This window comes from Bradyrhizobium vignae (assembly GCF_900324035.1).
Lineage (GTDB): Bacteria > Pseudomonadota > Alphaproteobacteria > Rhizobiales > Xanthobacteraceae > Bradyrhizobium > Bradyrhizobium vignae.
This window is the reverse complement of the sequence record NZ_LS398110.1, coordinates 4,114,795-4,128,823: the sequence shown is the minus strand read 5'-3', so window position 1 is coordinate 4,128,823 and position 14,029 is coordinate 4,114,795. Positions and strand designations below refer to the sequence as shown.

The 14,029-nt window shown below is 63.3% G+C and carries 13 protein-coding genes; 6 read left to right on the top strand and 7 right to left on the bottom strand.

Annotation, left to right across the window (positions count from 1 at the left end; all coding sequences use genetic code 11):
- Nucleotide 1 precedes the first annotated feature (1 nt).
- The 5 genes from BRAD3257_RS20075 to pncA all read right to left on the bottom strand — a co-directional run bounded on the left by BRAD3257_RS20075 (nt 2) and on the right by pncA (nt 6,945).
- Nucleotides 2-1,639, bottom strand: coding sequence for an ABC transporter substrate-binding protein (locus tag BRAD3257_RS20075; protein ID WP_122403245.1), 1,638 nt, complete (start codon nt 1,637-1,639; stop codon nt 2-4).
- Nucleotides 1,640-1,668: 29 nt separating this feature from the next.
- Nucleotides 1,669-2,484 (bottom strand): sugar phosphate isomerase/epimerase family protein, encoded by an 816-nt coding sequence (locus tag BRAD3257_RS20070; RefSeq protein WP_122403244.1) that lies wholly within the window; start codon nt 2,482-2,484, stop codon nt 1,669-1,671.
- 528 nt (nt 2,485-3,012) lie between these two features.
- Nucleotides 3,013-5,046: an NAD(+) synthase gene (locus BRAD3257_RS20065; protein ID WP_122403243.1), complete on the bottom strand. Its 2,034-nt coding sequence runs from the start codon at nt 5,044-5,046 to the stop codon at nt 3,013-3,015.
- Between the two features lie 140 nt (nt 5,047-5,186).
- Nucleotides 5,187-6,302, bottom strand: coding sequence for an alpha/beta fold hydrolase (locus BRAD3257_RS20060; protein WP_122403242.1), 1,116 nt, complete (start codon nt 6,300-6,302; stop codon nt 5,187-5,189).
- A gap of 16 nt (nt 6,303-6,318) precedes the next feature.
- Nucleotides 6,319-6,945 (bottom strand): bifunctional nicotinamidase/pyrazinamidase, encoded by a 627-nt coding sequence (gene pncA, locus BRAD3257_RS20055; protein WP_122406669.1) that lies wholly within the window; start codon nt 6,943-6,945, stop codon nt 6,319-6,321.
- 276 nt (nt 6,946-7,221) lie between these two features.
- Here pncA and glk point away from each other — a divergent pair, with 276 nt between their 5' ends.
- The 3 genes from glk to BRAD3257_RS40355 all read left to right on the top strand — a co-directional run bounded on the left by glk (nt 7,222) and on the right by BRAD3257_RS40355 (nt 8,848).
- Nucleotides 7,222-8,199, top strand: a complete 978-nt coding sequence (gene glk / locus BRAD3257_RS20050) for a glucokinase (protein ID WP_122406668.1) — start codon at nt 7,222-7,224, stop codon at nt 8,197-8,199.
- A 147-nt stretch (nt 8,200-8,346) separates the two neighbouring features.
- Nucleotides 8,347-8,550, top strand: coding sequence for a hypothetical protein (locus tag BRAD3257_RS20045; RefSeq protein WP_122403241.1), 204 nt, complete (start codon nt 8,347-8,349; stop codon nt 8,548-8,550).
- Between the two features lie 142 nt (nt 8,551-8,692).
- Complete coding sequence (locus tag BRAD3257_RS40355) at nt 8,693-8,848, top strand: hypothetical protein (RefSeq protein ID WP_164936885.1); 156 nt, start codon at nt 8,693-8,695, stop codon at nt 8,846-8,848.
- Nucleotides 8,849-8,908: 60 nt separating this feature from the next.
- Here BRAD3257_RS40355 and BRAD3257_RS20040 read toward each other — a convergent pair whose 3' ends face one another.
- Together BRAD3257_RS20040 and BRAD3257_RS20035 are read right to left on the bottom strand one after the other, a co-directional pair.
- Nucleotides 8,909-9,286 (bottom strand): response regulator, encoded by a 378-nt coding sequence (locus BRAD3257_RS20040; RefSeq protein ID WP_122403240.1) that lies wholly within the window; start codon nt 9,284-9,286, stop codon nt 8,909-8,911.
- A 111-nt stretch (nt 9,287-9,397) separates the two neighbouring features.
- A complete protein-coding gene (locus BRAD3257_RS20035; protein WP_122403239.1) occupies nt 9,398-10,195 on the bottom strand; it encodes a Spy/CpxP family protein refolding chaperone in 798 nt (265 codons plus the stop codon).
- Nucleotides 10,196-10,688: 493 nt separating this feature from the next.
- Between BRAD3257_RS20035 and BRAD3257_RS20030 the strand changes: the two genes are divergently transcribed.
- From BRAD3257_RS20030 to BRAD3257_RS20020, 3 genes are all read left to right on the top strand, one after another.
- Nucleotides 10,689-12,029 (top strand): ABC transporter substrate-binding protein, encoded by a 1,341-nt coding sequence (locus BRAD3257_RS20030; RefSeq protein ID WP_122403238.1) that lies wholly within the window; start codon nt 10,689-10,691, stop codon nt 12,027-12,029.
- 144 nt (nt 12,030-12,173) lie between these two features.
- Nucleotides 12,174-13,112 (top strand): carbohydrate ABC transporter permease, encoded by a 939-nt coding sequence (locus tag BRAD3257_RS20025; RefSeq protein ID WP_122403237.1) that lies wholly within the window; start codon nt 12,174-12,176, stop codon nt 13,110-13,112.
- Nucleotides 13,112-14,023 (top strand): carbohydrate ABC transporter permease, encoded by a 912-nt coding sequence (locus BRAD3257_RS20020; RefSeq protein ID WP_122403236.1) that lies wholly within the window; start codon nt 13,112-13,114, stop codon nt 14,021-14,023. The genes BRAD3257_RS20025 and BRAD3257_RS20020 overlap by 1 nt, the downstream gene beginning before the upstream one ends.
- The last annotated feature ends 6 nt before the right edge of the window (nt 14,024-14,029 follow it).

Sequence of the window (14,029 nt, the reverse complement as noted above, 5' to 3'; positions counted from 1 at the left end):
GTCAGGCTTCGAAATTGCCGGCGCGGAAATCCATCGCGAAGGCGGGCGCCGCCTTCCACTTGATCGACTTCGGCTTGGCCGTGAAGGTCGCGTTCTGGTGCAGCACCGTGTAGGCGGGATCTTCGCGCTCGGCGATCTCGAGCATGCGGTGGAATGCCTTCCTGCGGGCGGCGCGGTCGGTCGAGGTCTCCAGGAACTCCGAGAGCTTGTTGAGCTCGACATTGGTCCATTCGCCGATCTGCTGCTGCTGGCCGTTCGGGCCGTGCTGGGCGACCAGCGAGGACACCGGATCGTTGAACGCGGCCGAGTTCGACCAGTCGCGCACGGCGCGGGTCGGCGCACGCTCCATGATCTGCGACCAGTTCTCCTTGGTCTCGATCTGCACGTTGAGCCCGACCGACTTCCACATCTCGACCAGGATCTGCGCGGTCGCGACCTGGTTGGTGTAGTAGTTGTTGAGCAGGCGATAGGGAATCGGATCGCCCTTGTAGCCCGCCTGCTTCAACAGATCCTGCGCGAGCTTGGGATCGTAGGCCGGCACGTTCCAGTCGGCATTGAACATGTCGCCGTAGAATTCCCACTGCAGCCCCTTCGGCACGCGGGTGCGGCCGGCCCACAGGCTGTCGACGATGGCCTGGCGGTCGATCGCGTGGGTGAAGGCACGCCTGACAAGCGGGTTGGCGAGCACGGCGTGGTTCTTGTCGAACACGGTCAGCCGGTGATTGAGGATGGTGCCGCCCTGCACTTCGAACGCGGCGTTCTTCTCGATGCCGGCGATCTGGTCCGGTGGGATGTCGCAGGCGAACTGGTATTCGCCCGACAAGAGACCGTTGATGCGGCTCGCGACTTCAGGCACTTCGAGGAAACGGATGCGCTTGAGCGGCGGGCGGCCGCCCCAATATTCGTCATGCGCTTCGAGGGTCAGCGACACGTCGGGCTTGAGCTCGACGACCCTGTACGGACCCGTCGTGATCGGCTTGCGCGCCCAGTCGAGATAGCTGGCGGACTCTTCCCAGGCGCGGCGGTTCATGATGTCGGAGCCGTAGCGCGACAGCCGGCCCTCGATCGTGACATCGGGCGTCGCGTTGTAGAAGCGCACGGTGTACTTGTCGACGGCATCGACGCGCACGAGGTCGGGCCAGATCCGGCGGGCGACGGCCGGCACATCCGGCGGCAGCTCCTTGCCCGGGCGCGGCGTCGGGATTTTCTCAAAGGCCTGGATGGTGGAGCGGCTCTTGGCCTCGGTCTCGCCGAACATGCGCTCGCGGCTGAAGGTGAAGACGACGTCTTCCGCCGTCAGCTCGTCGCCGTTGTGGAATTTAACGCCCTGTCGCAGTTTCACCTCGACGGTCTGATCGTCGATGCGGTGCCATTCGGTCGCAAGGCCAGGCACGGCTTCCAGATTGCCGCGCCAATTCTTGGAGATCAGGCCTTCCCAGATCGAGGAGAAGAACACGCGCTCGCCGACATTGGATTGCTCGCGCAGCACGTCGAGCACGTTCGCATTGGTAACCTTCTGCACGGCGATCGTCACCGACGGACGGTTGTCGCCTTGCGCGATCGCAAAGCGCGGCAGCAGCAATGTGCCGGCGGCGGCACCACCGGACGTCAGGATGGTGCGACGGGTGAGCTTGCTCATGATGATGACCCCTGCCCTTTCCGATCCGACTATTCAGCGAGACCGAGCGCGGCGAGATGCGCGGCGCCCTTCCGGATGTCGTCGTGGTTACGGAGCTCGAGGATGAGCCGCGGGTTGGACGTCAGCCGGCCAAGGGCGCGGAACACGGCGATCCAGGGGATATTGCCTTCGCCCGGCGCCCAGTGCCGGTCGGCAAAGCCGTCGGTGTCCTGCAGGTGCACATGCGTCAGCATGTCGCCGGCGGTCTCGACGTAATAGTCGACCGGCGGCGCTCCGGTGGAGACATGCGCGTAATTGGCGTGGCCGGTGTCGAGCGAGACGCGGACCTTGCTGCTTTCGAGCGCCTTGGCAAGGCGCACGCGGTCGCGCGGATCCTTGTCCTCGATGTTCTCGATGACGATTTCGCAGCCGATGGTTTCGGCGCGCGCGATCACCTCGGCGAGCGTCGCCTTGACGCGTTCGACGAGATTGCCGCGATTGTCGGGATAGAGATCGAGATTGTTGTGGTCCCAGGTCGTGAACGGCGAATGGATCACCATCTGCGTTGCGCCGAGGAACTCGGCGGCGTCCAGCCCCTGGAGCAGGCGCTTGGTCACCGCCTGACGGATCATGGGATCATGGCTGTCGATCTTGAAGCCCCAGAACGGGCCATGGATGCCGAGCCGGCCGGTGTAACCGGCGAGCATCTGCTTGATCTCGCCGGCGGTCGCGCGCCAGTCGCTCTCGAGCAGATCGGCACGGAAGAAGTCCTGGATTTCCAGATCGCGCTGCCGTTCGAGAAGCCAATCGCGATGCGCGGGGATCGATTTGATGGATAATGCGGCGCCCAACACCGGCTTCGACATGGCATGCTCCCTGGCCGTGATGACGGCAGCAGCGCTAGACCACTTCAATGACAGGCCCGTGAAATGCAGGTTGCGAGGTCCCGATGGGATGTGGACATCCCGTCGGTCGCGCGCTGCAGATCTGCGATGGCGACCGACGCAGAATGAACAGATGGCAAGCGGTATTCATGTCCGTAGTGATCCGGGATGGAATCCTAACCGGCCTTCGCGTACATCGCGCGACATCGATCGGCGGCCACTCCACGGGCATCACCTCCGATCGCGCAACATGGGGTTGGGGGACCACATGGGGCGGGGATTGAAGGCTGGGGCAAGGTGACGAGGTCCGGACTCCTAGGCACTCCGGACCTCGCGCTTTCCATCAGCACGGGGCGTCCCAGCATATGCCTCAGCCCACATGCCTGCCATGAAGCAGCTCGAGATGAGCGTCAGCTCACATCGCATCCTTCAGCGTCAGCCGCGCCATGAACGTCACGCTGATCTTTTCCCCGGCGGATGTCAGATCGTCCCTCCTCCAACGCCGCCCGATCAGTTCGGAACGTTCCGCTCCAGATCCTCGAGCCAAGCGGCCGCACTCGAATCCGACGGCGCGCGCCAGTCGCCGCGCGGCGACAGTGAGCCGCCGGCCGAGACCTTCGGCCCGTTCGGCATGGCCGAGCGCTTGAACTGGCTGAAGGCGAAGAAGCGGCGCAGGAACACTTCCAGCCAGCGGCGGATCTCCGGCAGATCATAGGCCCTGCGCCGGTCGCTCGGAAAAGCCGGCGGCCATTCGCCCTTCTCGGCGTCCTTCCACGCCTGTAGCGCCATGAAGGCGATCTTGGACGGCCGCATGCCGAAGCGCAGCGTATAGAACAGGTTGAAATCCTGCAGCTCGTAAGGCCCAACGGACGCTTCCGTGCTCTGCGGTTTCTCGCCGGGCTGCACCGGCACGAGCTCGGGCGAGATTTCAGCGGCCAGGATCGAGCCAAGCGTCCGGTTGACGTCGTCACTGAACTGCTTCGAGGAGATCACCCAACGGATCAGATGCTGGATCAGCGTCTTCGGCACGCCGGCATTGACGTTGTAGTGCGCCATCTGGTCGCCGACGCCATAGGTGCACCAGCCGAGCGCGAGCTCGGAGAGATCGCCGGTTCCGATGACGATGCCGCCGTGATGGTTGGCAAGCCGGAACAAATAGTCCGTGCGAAGGCCCGCCTGCACGTTCTCGAACGTGACATCATAGACCTTCTCGCCCTTGCCGAAGGGGTGGCCGATGTCCTTCAGCATCTGGGTCGCGGTGGTCCGGATGTCGAGCTCCTGCCAGCTCGTGTGCAGCGCCTGCATCAGCGCCAGAGCGTTGGTCTTGCTCTCGCTGCCGGTGGCAAAGCCGGGCATGGTGTAGGCAAGGATGTTCTCACGCGGCAGGCCGAGCAGGTCGATCGCCTTGGCGGCGACGATCAACGCGTGGGTGGAATCGAGGCCACCGGATACGCCGATCACGACGCGCTTGGTACCGGTCGCGCGCATGCGCTGCACGAGTCCGGCGACCTGGATGTTGTAGGCCTCGTAGCAATCCTGCTCGAGCAGGCTCTCGTCGCTCGGCACGAAAGGGAATCGCTCGACCTTGCGCAGGAAGCCGATATCGGCCGCCGGCGGATTCAGGGCAAATGTCACCTTGCGGAAAAACGCCTCGCGCTGCCGACGGTTGTCGTCGAACGTTCCCATCAGCGCGCGTTCCTGCCTGAGCAGGTCGAGATCGACATCGGCATATGTGATCTGGCCGCCCTGCCGGAATCGCTCGCCCTCGGCCAGCAGCACGCCATTCTCGTAGATCGAGGTCTGGCCGTCCCAGGCGAGATCGGTGGTGGATTCCCCTGCCCCGGCGGCGGAATAGACGTAGGCCGCGAGGCAGCGCGCCGACGTCGATTGGCACAGCAGCGCGCGCGAGCGGGCCCGGCCGATCGTGATCGGACTGCCCGAAAGATTGATCAGCACGCTTGCGCCCGCGAGTGCGAGCTCGGAGGCCGGCGTCACCGGGATCCACATGTCCTCGCAGATCTCGACGCCGATGGTGAGGCCCGGAACGTCCTCAGCGGCGAACAGGAGATCCACGCCGAACGGCGCGTGCAGGCCGGCGAAGGCGATCGTCTCTCCGGCGATGCCGGCGCCGGAGGCGAAATGCCGTCCCTCGTAGAACTCGCGATAGGTCGGCAGGTAGCTCTTGGGCACCACACCGAGGATGTTGCCGCGGTGAATAACGACGGCGCAATTGTAGATGCGATGACCAAAGCGTAGCGGCGCCCCGACGATCAGCACCGTCATCAGCCCGGCGGAGGCCTCAACAATCGCGGCGAGCCCGCGCTCGACCGCATCGAGCAGCGAATCCTGCTTCACAAGATCTTCGATCGCATAGCCGGACAGGCAGAGCTCAGGAAAAACGGCAACTGCCACCGACTGCTCGTGGCAGGCATCGGCGGCGGCCAGGACAGCCTTGGCGTTGGCCGTGGGATCGGCGACATGGGACGTGGTGACACAGGCCGCCACGCGCGCAAATCCGTGAGCGTAGATCGAATGGAAAGTCATCGAGCGCAGTACCCTTGAATCTCTTCGCTGCCGAAGCCGTCAGCTCCGGACCATATGTAGCCCATCGACAGGGTCCCGTGCGAGCCATCCGCCGTCATGCATACCGGATTTGCAAGACGGCCTGTCCAGCGCTGGCGAGCTCAGGCGCTGCGGGCCAGCACACCGGACAGATCCTCGCGCAGCCATTCGGCGATCCGGGGCCAGGCATGCGCGTGGGTGCGCGCGCCCATGAACAGGCCGAGATGGTTGCTCGGCTCGGAAGCCGCCGCAATGAAGGCCGGCGGCGTGCCGACAAGCCGGGCGGTGGCAAGCGCTTGCGTCGCCGGCACCACTTCGTCGTCGAGCCCGGCGAGCAGGAAGATCGGCGACTTGACGTCCTTCAGACGAACCGGGCGGCCGAGTGCGACGAAATCGTCGCGGGCAATCATGTTCTCCCGGAAAATCCCATTGACGATCTCGAGATAGTAGGTGCCCGGCAGATTGAGCGTCTCGGCATTCCAGCGGTCGAAGCGCGCGAGCAGCGCCGTTCCCTGCTCATCCGAGAGATCCCGCTGCAAGGCCGCTACGATGTCGTCGTCATCAGGCGCTTTGGACCAGAAGCGCAGCATCTCCTCGCCGCTGACATTGCCGCCGCCGCGCGCGACGAGCTGGTCGTAGACCATCCCGGGCGCGTTGCGGGCGAGCCGGGAGAGCGAGGAATCGATCGACAGGTCCACGGGAGCGCCGACCAGGACCAGCCGCCGCACCTTGGCCGGAAAGCGCGCCGCGTAGAGCAGCGACAGCCATCCGCCTTGGCAGAGCCCGACGAGATCGACCGGCGCGCCGATCTCGTCGACGGCGACGTTGAGATCGCCGAGATAGCTGTCGATCGAGAGATAGCGCATGTCTGATGTCGCCGACCGCCAGTCGGTGAGATAGACCCGGTCGATACCGCCATTCTGCAATGACTGCACCACGCTGTGGCCCGGGGCGAAATCGGCGATCAGGGCCCGATGCAGCGCATAGGGCGCGCAGACCAGCGCCGGCTGGCCGGACCGAATCTGCGAGCAATCGCGCAGCTGCATTGTTGCGAGCTCCAATGCAACGCTGTTGGGTGTCGTCCATGCCAGGCTGCTGTCACGCGGCTCCGCGGGTCCACGATCCAGCCACCAGAAGCAGGCGTCCATGGCAAGCTGCGCTGCCGCAAACGGCCACAGCCGCGGATCATCAGCAGCATGCCCTGATCCGCGTGTCTGTTTGGCGGTCTTTTCCACCATGGCTACCTCGATGTCCTCACAGGAAAGCCTCGAGGCTGACGACGGCGATCCCGAGATCCCGAAAGCTTTGATGGGTCGCGGCCACCGAGCCGTCGAGATCGATGCCTCGGCAGGCATCCTCGATGACGGCCACCTCCAACCCCGCCTTGCGCGCATCCTCCGCCGAGAAGCGGACGCAGAAGTCCAGCGCCAGACCGGCGACGAAGACGGTCTTCAGCTCGCGTTCGCGCAAATAACCGAGCAGTCCGGTCGGCGTCCGATGGTCGTTCTCGAACAGCGCCGAATAGGAATCGATGCCACGGCGAAAGCCCTTGCGCACCACGAGGCTCGCCCGGGTCACGTCGAGATCGCGATGAAATTCAGCCCCCGCCGTGCCTTGCACGCAATGCGCTGGCCATAACACCTGCCGGCCGTAGTCGAGCTCGATCGCCTGGAACGGCTGCTTGCCAACATGGTTCGACGCGAACGAGACGTGGTCGCGCGGATGCCAGTCCTGGGTCAGTACTACATTGGTGAATTTTTGGGCGATCCGATTGATGGCGGGGACGACCTTTTCGCCGCTGGGAACGGCAAGCGCTCCACCGGTACAGAAATCGTTCTGTACGTCGATCACCAGCAGCACGTCGCGGTCGGAAATCTTCATCGCAAGGTCCCGTTCGAGCCGCCCGGTGTCGAGCACCGGACGCCCCCTCCCAATGTCGATCTTCCGGCGCAGCTTCGCAACCACAGACCGCGTGCGGCGATACCGCGCTGATGGACGCTGATGGACAAGGTCGTCCAGGATGCAACGGTTTGACCTTATCCGTGTTGACTAGGAACAACCAAGCGAGGATCCTCAGACCGTCCGCGTTTGCGGATCGGATCAGGAACGGAGGCGAAGGTTCCCGAGGGCCGCCAGGGCCGCGGAAGCCGCAGGGCCATGGGCATCGGCAGGACAGGAAAGATTCTTCTCGCCGATATCGGCGGCACCAATGCGCGCTTCGCACTGAGCCTGAGCGATCAGACCGGACCGATCGATATCGATTATGTGAAGGTCGCCGACTTTCCGACCGTCCGCCAAGCCATCGCGGACGTCCTGGCGCGCCGGTCGGGCGGCGATCAGCCCAAAAGAGCAGTGCTGGCGGTGGCGGGTCCCGTCACCAACAACCGCTGCGTCATGACCAACAGCCCCTGGGTCATCGACGGCAACGAGCTGCAGCCCGCGCTCGGCTTCGACAGCGTCCATGTGCTGAACGACTTCGAGGTGGTGGCTTGGTCCCTGCCCGCCTTGCAACCTGCCGACCTCCTCCCGCTGGGCGGAGGCGATGGCTTGCCCGGAGAGCCGTTGCTGGTGGTCGGGCCAGGAACCGGTTTTGGTGTCTCCTGTCTGATTGAACGCCATGGCGCGCGACTGGCCGTCGTCACTGAGGCCGGGCACGCGACCCTGCCGGCTGAGAACGAGCGCGAGGAACGTGTGATTGCGTGCTTGCGCCGACGCCTCGGCCATGTCTCCATCGAGCGTGGCGCACTCTCGGGTTCCGGGCTGCAGAATCTCTACGAAGCGTTGGCTGAGATCGATGGCGTCCAGGTGCCGCATCGCGATGCCGCGGCCATCACCAAATCCGCGCTGGAGGGCAGTTGTCCCGTCAGCCGCGCGACGCTGGAGATGTTTTGCGCCATCCTTGGCTCGGTCGCCGGCAATCTCGCGGTGACCTTCGGAGCCCGCGGTGGCGTCTATATCGCCGGCGGAATCGTGCCGCGCTTTCACGAATTCCTTGCGGCCTCCGCGTTCCGGGCGCGCTTTGAAGCGAAGGGACGCTTCCAGGATTATCTGCGCAACATCCCGACCAGGCTCGTGATCAAGCCTGATGCGAGCTTCGTCGGCCTGAAGATGTTTGCCGACCACACTTCGGATTGACGGGCCGTTCGCTCTTTGCCGCTCACGGGCGACGGTAATTCACAGCAGATTTCTGCGGGCGCCCGGTTCCAGGCAGGAACGCGCTTGCGTACACATCTCAGATGAGAAACAATCTCATCGTGTGTGGCGTAGTTGCGGGGGCGTGACATGCGTAAACAGGATTTCGGTTTCGACTATCACCGCTATCACCGCCTGTTGCGCGAAGCCGACAGCGAAGACAAGCGGTTGGCCCTGATCGAACTCCTGATCGAGGAAAAGGCCCGTGACCGGCTGGCTGCGCAGCGCGCTTCGGATCGCGCGGCCATGACGGCTCACACCATCGCCATGGTGCTGAGGAACGGTCGCAACTGAGGCTTGCAATCCGGTCGCGCCCGCTGAGAACGCGGGATTCGTTTCCGATTCCGTTAACGACGCCTCGCAATCTCATGTCAAACTTTTTGCTCTAAAGGTTCCCTCACCTGATGCAATTCAGGATCAACAAGGGGGAATGAACATGAGCATGATTTCACTTATCGCGATGCCGGCCGCCGTCGAGACGCGTTTCGCCGATTCGTCCTTCAAGACCATCTTGCTGTTCTGCTGCACGGGCGTGGTCGCCTCGTTCGGTCTGATGGCGCGCGGCATCGACCTCGGCGCCGGCCTGATGTGAGAGCGCGACGAATTCCGTCGTCAAATGGCCGCCCAGAGGGGCGGCCATTTTCGTTGGTGCTCAGTGTTGAGCTTTGTCCGGGGCTCCCGGAAACATCGAATCGATCATCGCCTTGAGCTGATCGATCGCGATCGGCTTGCGCAGGATCGGCCTGCGCCGGAGCAAGGACGGCAGCAGTTCCGGGCCGTAGCCTGTGGCGAACAGAAACGGTTTTCCGCGACGCTCGATCAAGTCGGCGACCGGATCGACGTAGACGCCCATCAAATTGATGTCGAGGATGGCCAGATCGTATTGCGCGGTCATGGCAAAGGCGCTGGCGTCGCGCACATTGTCTGCTTCCGCGACGACGTGGTGGCCGAGTTCCTCCACCATGTCGGCGATCATCATCCGGATCAACGCCTCGTCTTCGACCAGGAAAACGGAGAGTCCGTCCGCCATATCAACCCCGCAGTCAGCCTTGCGAAGCTAACCATAACCGAATTGCGGAGAGGATTCACGAATTCGTGGCGGGCGCGTCAATTCAGATGCGTCCGAGCCGATTCAACTTGATCAATCCAATCCGCGCTCGTGGCTGAGGCGCACCATCTCCTGAATGAAGACCTGCTTCTGCTTGTCGTCGAGGCTCGAATAAAGCGGCTCGGCGGCGTCGGCGACGTTGCGTTGGTCGGCAGCCCGATCAATCAGGAACTGGGCTTCGTTGCGCATCTGCTCGATGATGTCGTCGGGTGGATCCCGCTTGGCGCGCGCAACCCGCAGGTTGAGCCGCTCTGCACCATTATGCCCGAGGTAGTGCATCGCGCTCGCGAAGCCATACCAGTGCTTCTCCTGATCCGCCGTCAGATTCAGCTCGGTCTTGATCCGCTCGATATAGGAATCGCTGTTGGCGACAATCTGCTCGGCCGTCAGCTGCGGCGCGCCGGTCTGGGTGAGGACCGTGACATCCTTGTTGTCTTTATTGCCCTTGTTGTCCTGCGGCGCGTTCTTCGCCTCCTTGCTCGCCTTGGCACCCTTGCCCGCCTTGGCGCTCTTGGCATCCTTGTCCTTGGCCGCCCCCTGCTGCTTGGCGTCCTTGCTGGACTCCTTGGCGGGCGGCGGCTGATTGTTGCCGTTGCTGTTGCCGACGCCGAGCACGCCGGTGAAGACGCCAACCACGCCGCCGATCGCGCCGCCGAGCACGCCACCGACCGGACCTGCCGCCTTGTTCCCGGCCGCGGCGCCTTCCTGAACTCCTTTGACCAAACCTTGAGCATTCGCCACCGCGGCGGCACCGAGCAACAGCGTAAGCACGGCGCCCAGCGCGAGGCATCGCCGCAGGTAAAGCCGCGCTGACGGCGCCGTGTCGGTCATTCTCGTCTCCATCTCTGTTCTGAGTCTTTTCTGACTGGCCTATCGGGGGGAGTCACGGGCCAGCTGCAACTCTATCGTTTCCGCCGGTTCGAGGTCCAGACGCATCCGATCCGCTGTCCACGCCCGAAAAGTCTTTGGCGCGAAGCGGTTATGCAGGCTTATTCGAAACTGCGGCGTAAATGCGCACCGATCCTTCCAGACGGATCGACGCGAAGTGTGCGTCGCAAAAACAACGAGCGCCCTGCCCCTGCGATCCGTCGCCTCGACACGCGTCCGACGTTTTCCGGACACAACGTTAGTTCTAGACGCGGAGCCATTCGGCTTTCTCGACAGACGCGATCAATCATGATCTGATCGCGCTACCAATTTGCCGCGGCATCCGTGAATTGACCACGCGGGCCGACGGCGCAAATAAGAAAATCGAGCAACAAGAACTCAATAAAGAAGTCTCTCAGAGGAAGCTCCAACAACAACACCCAAGCGAGGAAACGAGATGTCACGAAAGACACTGACGCGACGTCAATTTGTGGCTGCCACAGCAATGTCCTCCGCGGCGCTGATCACGGCGCCCTATGTCCGGGGCGCCTACGCTGCCGGCAAACTCTCGATCGGCTTCTGGGACCATTGGGTGCCGGGCGCCAACCAGGCCTCGACCGATCTCGTCAATGAATGGGCGGCGAAGGAGAAGGTCGAAGTCTCCATCGACTACATCACCAGCAACAACAAAAAGATCGAGCTGACCGCCGCCGCCGAAGCCCAGGCGAAATCTGGCCATGACATTCTCCAGATGCCGAGCTGGTGGCCGCAGGCCTACGCCGAGAATCTCGAGCCGCTCAACGACGTCATGGAGCCGCTCCTCAAGCAGAATGGCGAGGTGAACGGCACCGTCAAATATCTCGGACAATCCGGCGGCAAATGGCTCGCGGTGCCCGCGACACCCGGCAGCCAGATCAAAGGCCCCTGCTCCCGCATCGATCTGATGAAGAAGCACGCCGGCATCGACGTGCAGGAGATGTATCCGGTCGGCGCTCCGCCCAAGGCGGAGAACTGGACCATGGAGACCTTCCTGAAGGCGGCCGAGGCTTGCCAGAAGGCCGGCTTTGCCTTCGGCATCGGTCTCGGCGAGACCACCGACAGCGTGGATACCGCCGGCGCGATCTTCCAGTCGTTCGGCGCCGAGCTCGTCAATGCCAAGGGCGATATCACGGTGAAGACCGATCAGGTCCGCCAGGCCATGGAATTCTACAAGAAGCTGATCGCGTTCCTGCCGCCGGATGCGCCGTCATGGGACGACGCTTCGAACAACAAATGGCTGATCTCCGGCCGCGGCGCGATGATCCTCAACCCGCCGAGCGCCTGGGCCGTCGCCAAGCGCGATGCGCCGCAGGTCGCCGAGCAGTGCTGGACGCACGGCTTCCCGTCCGGTCCCAAGGGCCGGTTCGCACCGTACCTGCCCTACTTCTGGGGCGTCTGGAGCTTCGGCAAGAACAAGGAGGCGGCCAAGAGCCTGCTCGTTCACCTGTCCGCGCCATCGTCGATCGAGAAGTTCGTTGCGGTGAGCGGCGGCTACGACCTGCCGGCCTACGCGAACATGACCAAGTTCAAGACCTGGGCGGAGGAAGGCCCGCCGAAGGGAACGCTCTTCCACTATCCGGATCCCTACAAGCATCAGACGCTGTCGATCGCAGCGTCGCCCGCGCCGCCCAAGATCGCGCAACAGATCTACTTCCAGGCGACGCTGACGAAGATGGCGCTGCGCTATGCGCGCGGCGAGAGGTTGGATCAGGCGCTCGCCTGGGCCGAGGGCGAGTGCGAAGGCTTCATGCGGAGCTAAGCCGGGCGTGTGCCAGGGCGGCTCGCGCCACGCGCGTGAGCCGCCAGGGCTCCGTCATCGGATCCGCAAGACCTTGAAGCCGACCGTTATGGCCGGCTCCAAGCTTGGACTGCTTGCAAGAAGACTGACCTTAAGGATTCTGACATGGCCGATGTCGTCGTTGAGCGAGGTCGCGTCGCACGTGCCACGGGCGCGCGCAAGGGAAAGAGCCTGCGCAATGCGCTCGGGCGAAAATCGACGGTTGCGTTCTTCCTGACGCTGCCGCTGATCCTCCTGATCGCGCTGCTGGTGCTCTACCCCGCCTTCTACTCGGTTCACCTCGCGACGCTGAACAAGGCGATGACGAAGTTCGTCGGCCTCGGCAACTTCACCTTCCTGTTCAAGCGCGAGACGTTCTGGATGGTGGTGCAGCAGTCCTGCATCTTCGCGATCACCGCTGTCATTTTCAAGGCGATGATCGGCTTCGTCGTCGCGCATTTCGTCCATAACATCCCGGCCAAGGGCCAGCGCAAATGGCGCGGCATGCTGCTCGTGCCCTGGGTGATCCCGCCGGCGATGAGCACGCTGGCCTGGCTGTGGCTATTCGACCCCTCCTACAGCGCCTTCAACTACACCTTGTCCTTCTTCGGCGTCGGTCCGATTCCCTGGCTCGGCGAAACCTTCTGGGCGCGCTTCTCCGTCATCCTCGTCAACGTCTGGTACGGAGCGCCGTTCTTCATGATCATGTATCTGGCCGCACTCAAATCCGTGCCCGATCAGCTCTACGAGGCCGCGGCCATCGACGGCGCCAATTGGTGGCAGCGGATCTGGTACGTCACGCTGCCGATGATGCGCAACATCATCGCCATCACGACGCTGTTCTCGCTGATCGTCACCTTTGCCAATTTCGACATCGTGCGCATCCTGACCTCAGGCGGCCCGCTGGATACGACCCACCTGTTCGCCACCTGGGCGTTCCAGGTCGGCATCCAGAGCAGCGACATTCCGCTCGGCGCCTGCGTCTCGCTGTTCATGGTGCCGATCCTCGCCGTCGCAGCGATCTTCATCCTGCGCGATGTCACCAAACGCGGAAACGAAGCCTGATGAGCACGGTTGCAATCGACAAGGCCGGCCCCTCCCGCAAGGTCAAGTATGGCAGCATGAGCCGCGACCGTGCCTGGGCGCTGCGCTGGTCCTATTTCTTCCTGGTGCTGTTTGCGATCTTCTTCCTGACACCACCGGTCTACATGCTGATCACCTCGCTCAAGAGCAGCGCGGAGATCTCGGCGGCGACCAACCCCTGGTGGGTATTCCACCCGACGCTGTCGAACTATGTCGAGCTGTTGAGCTCGAACCAGTTTCTGCGCTTCTTCTGGAATTCGTCGATCGTGTCGATCGTGGTCGTCATCATCACGATGGTGATCAGCATTCCCGCGGCCTTTGCCCTGGCCCGGATGAAATTCTGGGGCTCGGCGACGCTGGCCACCGGCGTCTTCCTGACCTACCTGATCCCGGACAGTCTCCTGTTCATCCCGCTGTTCAAGATGCTCGGCGTGGTCCAGGATTATACCGGCATCACGCTGTTGAACCGATGGTATGTGCTGCTGTTCATCTATCCGACGCTGACGGTGCCGTTCTGCACCTGGATCATGATCGGCTATTTCGCCTCGGTCCCGAAGGAGCTCGACGAGGCCGCGCTCATCGACGGCGCCTCCTGGCTGCAGACGCTGACACGCATCTTCATCCCGGTCGCGCTGCCCGGGCTGATCGCAGCGACCATCTTCGCCTTCACGGTGTCCTGGGCCCAATTCCTCTATCCCCTGGTGTTCACGACATCGGTCGACCAGCTGGTGCTGCCGGTCGGTATCACCACCACGCTGATCAAGGGCGATGTGTTCAACTGGGGTCAGATCATGACCGGCGCGCTGCTCGGCGCCGCGCCGCCGCTGATCATCTACGCGTTCCTGATGGACTACTACATTGCCGGCTTGACCGCCGGCGCGACAAAGGGCTGATGACTC

Bases quoted from the DNA above. Each gene is read 5' to 3' on its own strand.
- BRAD3257_RS20075 (WP_122403245.1), bottom strand. From the start codon at position 1,639: ATGAGCAAGCTCACCCGTCGCACCATCCTGACGTCCGGTGGTGCCGCC.
- BRAD3257_RS20070 (WP_122403244.1), bottom strand. From the start codon at position 2,484: ATGTCGAAGCCGGTGTTGGGCGCCGCATTATCCATCAAATCGATCCCC.
- BRAD3257_RS20065 (WP_122403243.1), bottom strand. From the start codon at position 5,046: ATGACTTTCCATTCGATCTACGCTCACGGATTTGCGCGCGTGGCGGCC.
- BRAD3257_RS20060 (WP_122403242.1), bottom strand. From the start codon at position 6,302: ATGGTGGAAAAGACCGCCAAACAGACACGCGGATCAGGGCATGCTGCT.
- pncA (WP_122406669.1), bottom strand. From the start codon at position 6,945: ATGAAGATTTCCGACCGCGACGTGCTGCTGGTGATCGACGTACAGAAC.
- glk (WP_122406668.1), top strand. From the start codon at position 7,222: ATGGGCATCGGCAGGACAGGAAAGATTCTTCTCGCCGATATCGGCGGC.
- BRAD3257_RS20045 (WP_122403241.1), top strand. From the start codon at position 8,347: ATGCGTAAACAGGATTTCGGTTTCGACTATCACCGCTATCACCGCCTG.
- BRAD3257_RS40355 (WP_164936885.1), top strand. From the start codon at position 8,693: ATGAGCATGATTTCACTTATCGCGATGCCGGCCGCCGTCGAGACGCGT.
- BRAD3257_RS20040 (WP_122403240.1), bottom strand. From the start codon at position 9,286: ATGGCGGACGGACTCTCCGTTTTCCTGGTCGAAGACGAGGCGTTGATC.
- BRAD3257_RS20035 (WP_122403239.1), bottom strand. From the start codon at position 10,195: ATGACCGACACGGCGCCGTCAGCGCGGCTTTACCTGCGGCGATGCCTC.
- BRAD3257_RS20030 (WP_122403238.1), top strand. From the start codon at position 10,689: ATGTCACGAAAGACACTGACGCGACGTCAATTTGTGGCTGCCACAGCA.
- BRAD3257_RS20025 (WP_122403237.1), top strand. From the start codon at position 12,174: ATGGCCGATGTCGTCGTTGAGCGAGGTCGCGTCGCACGTGCCACGGGC.
- BRAD3257_RS20020 (WP_122403236.1), top strand. From the start codon at position 13,112: ATGAGCACGGTTGCAATCGACAAGGCCGGCCCCTCCCGCAAGGTCAAG.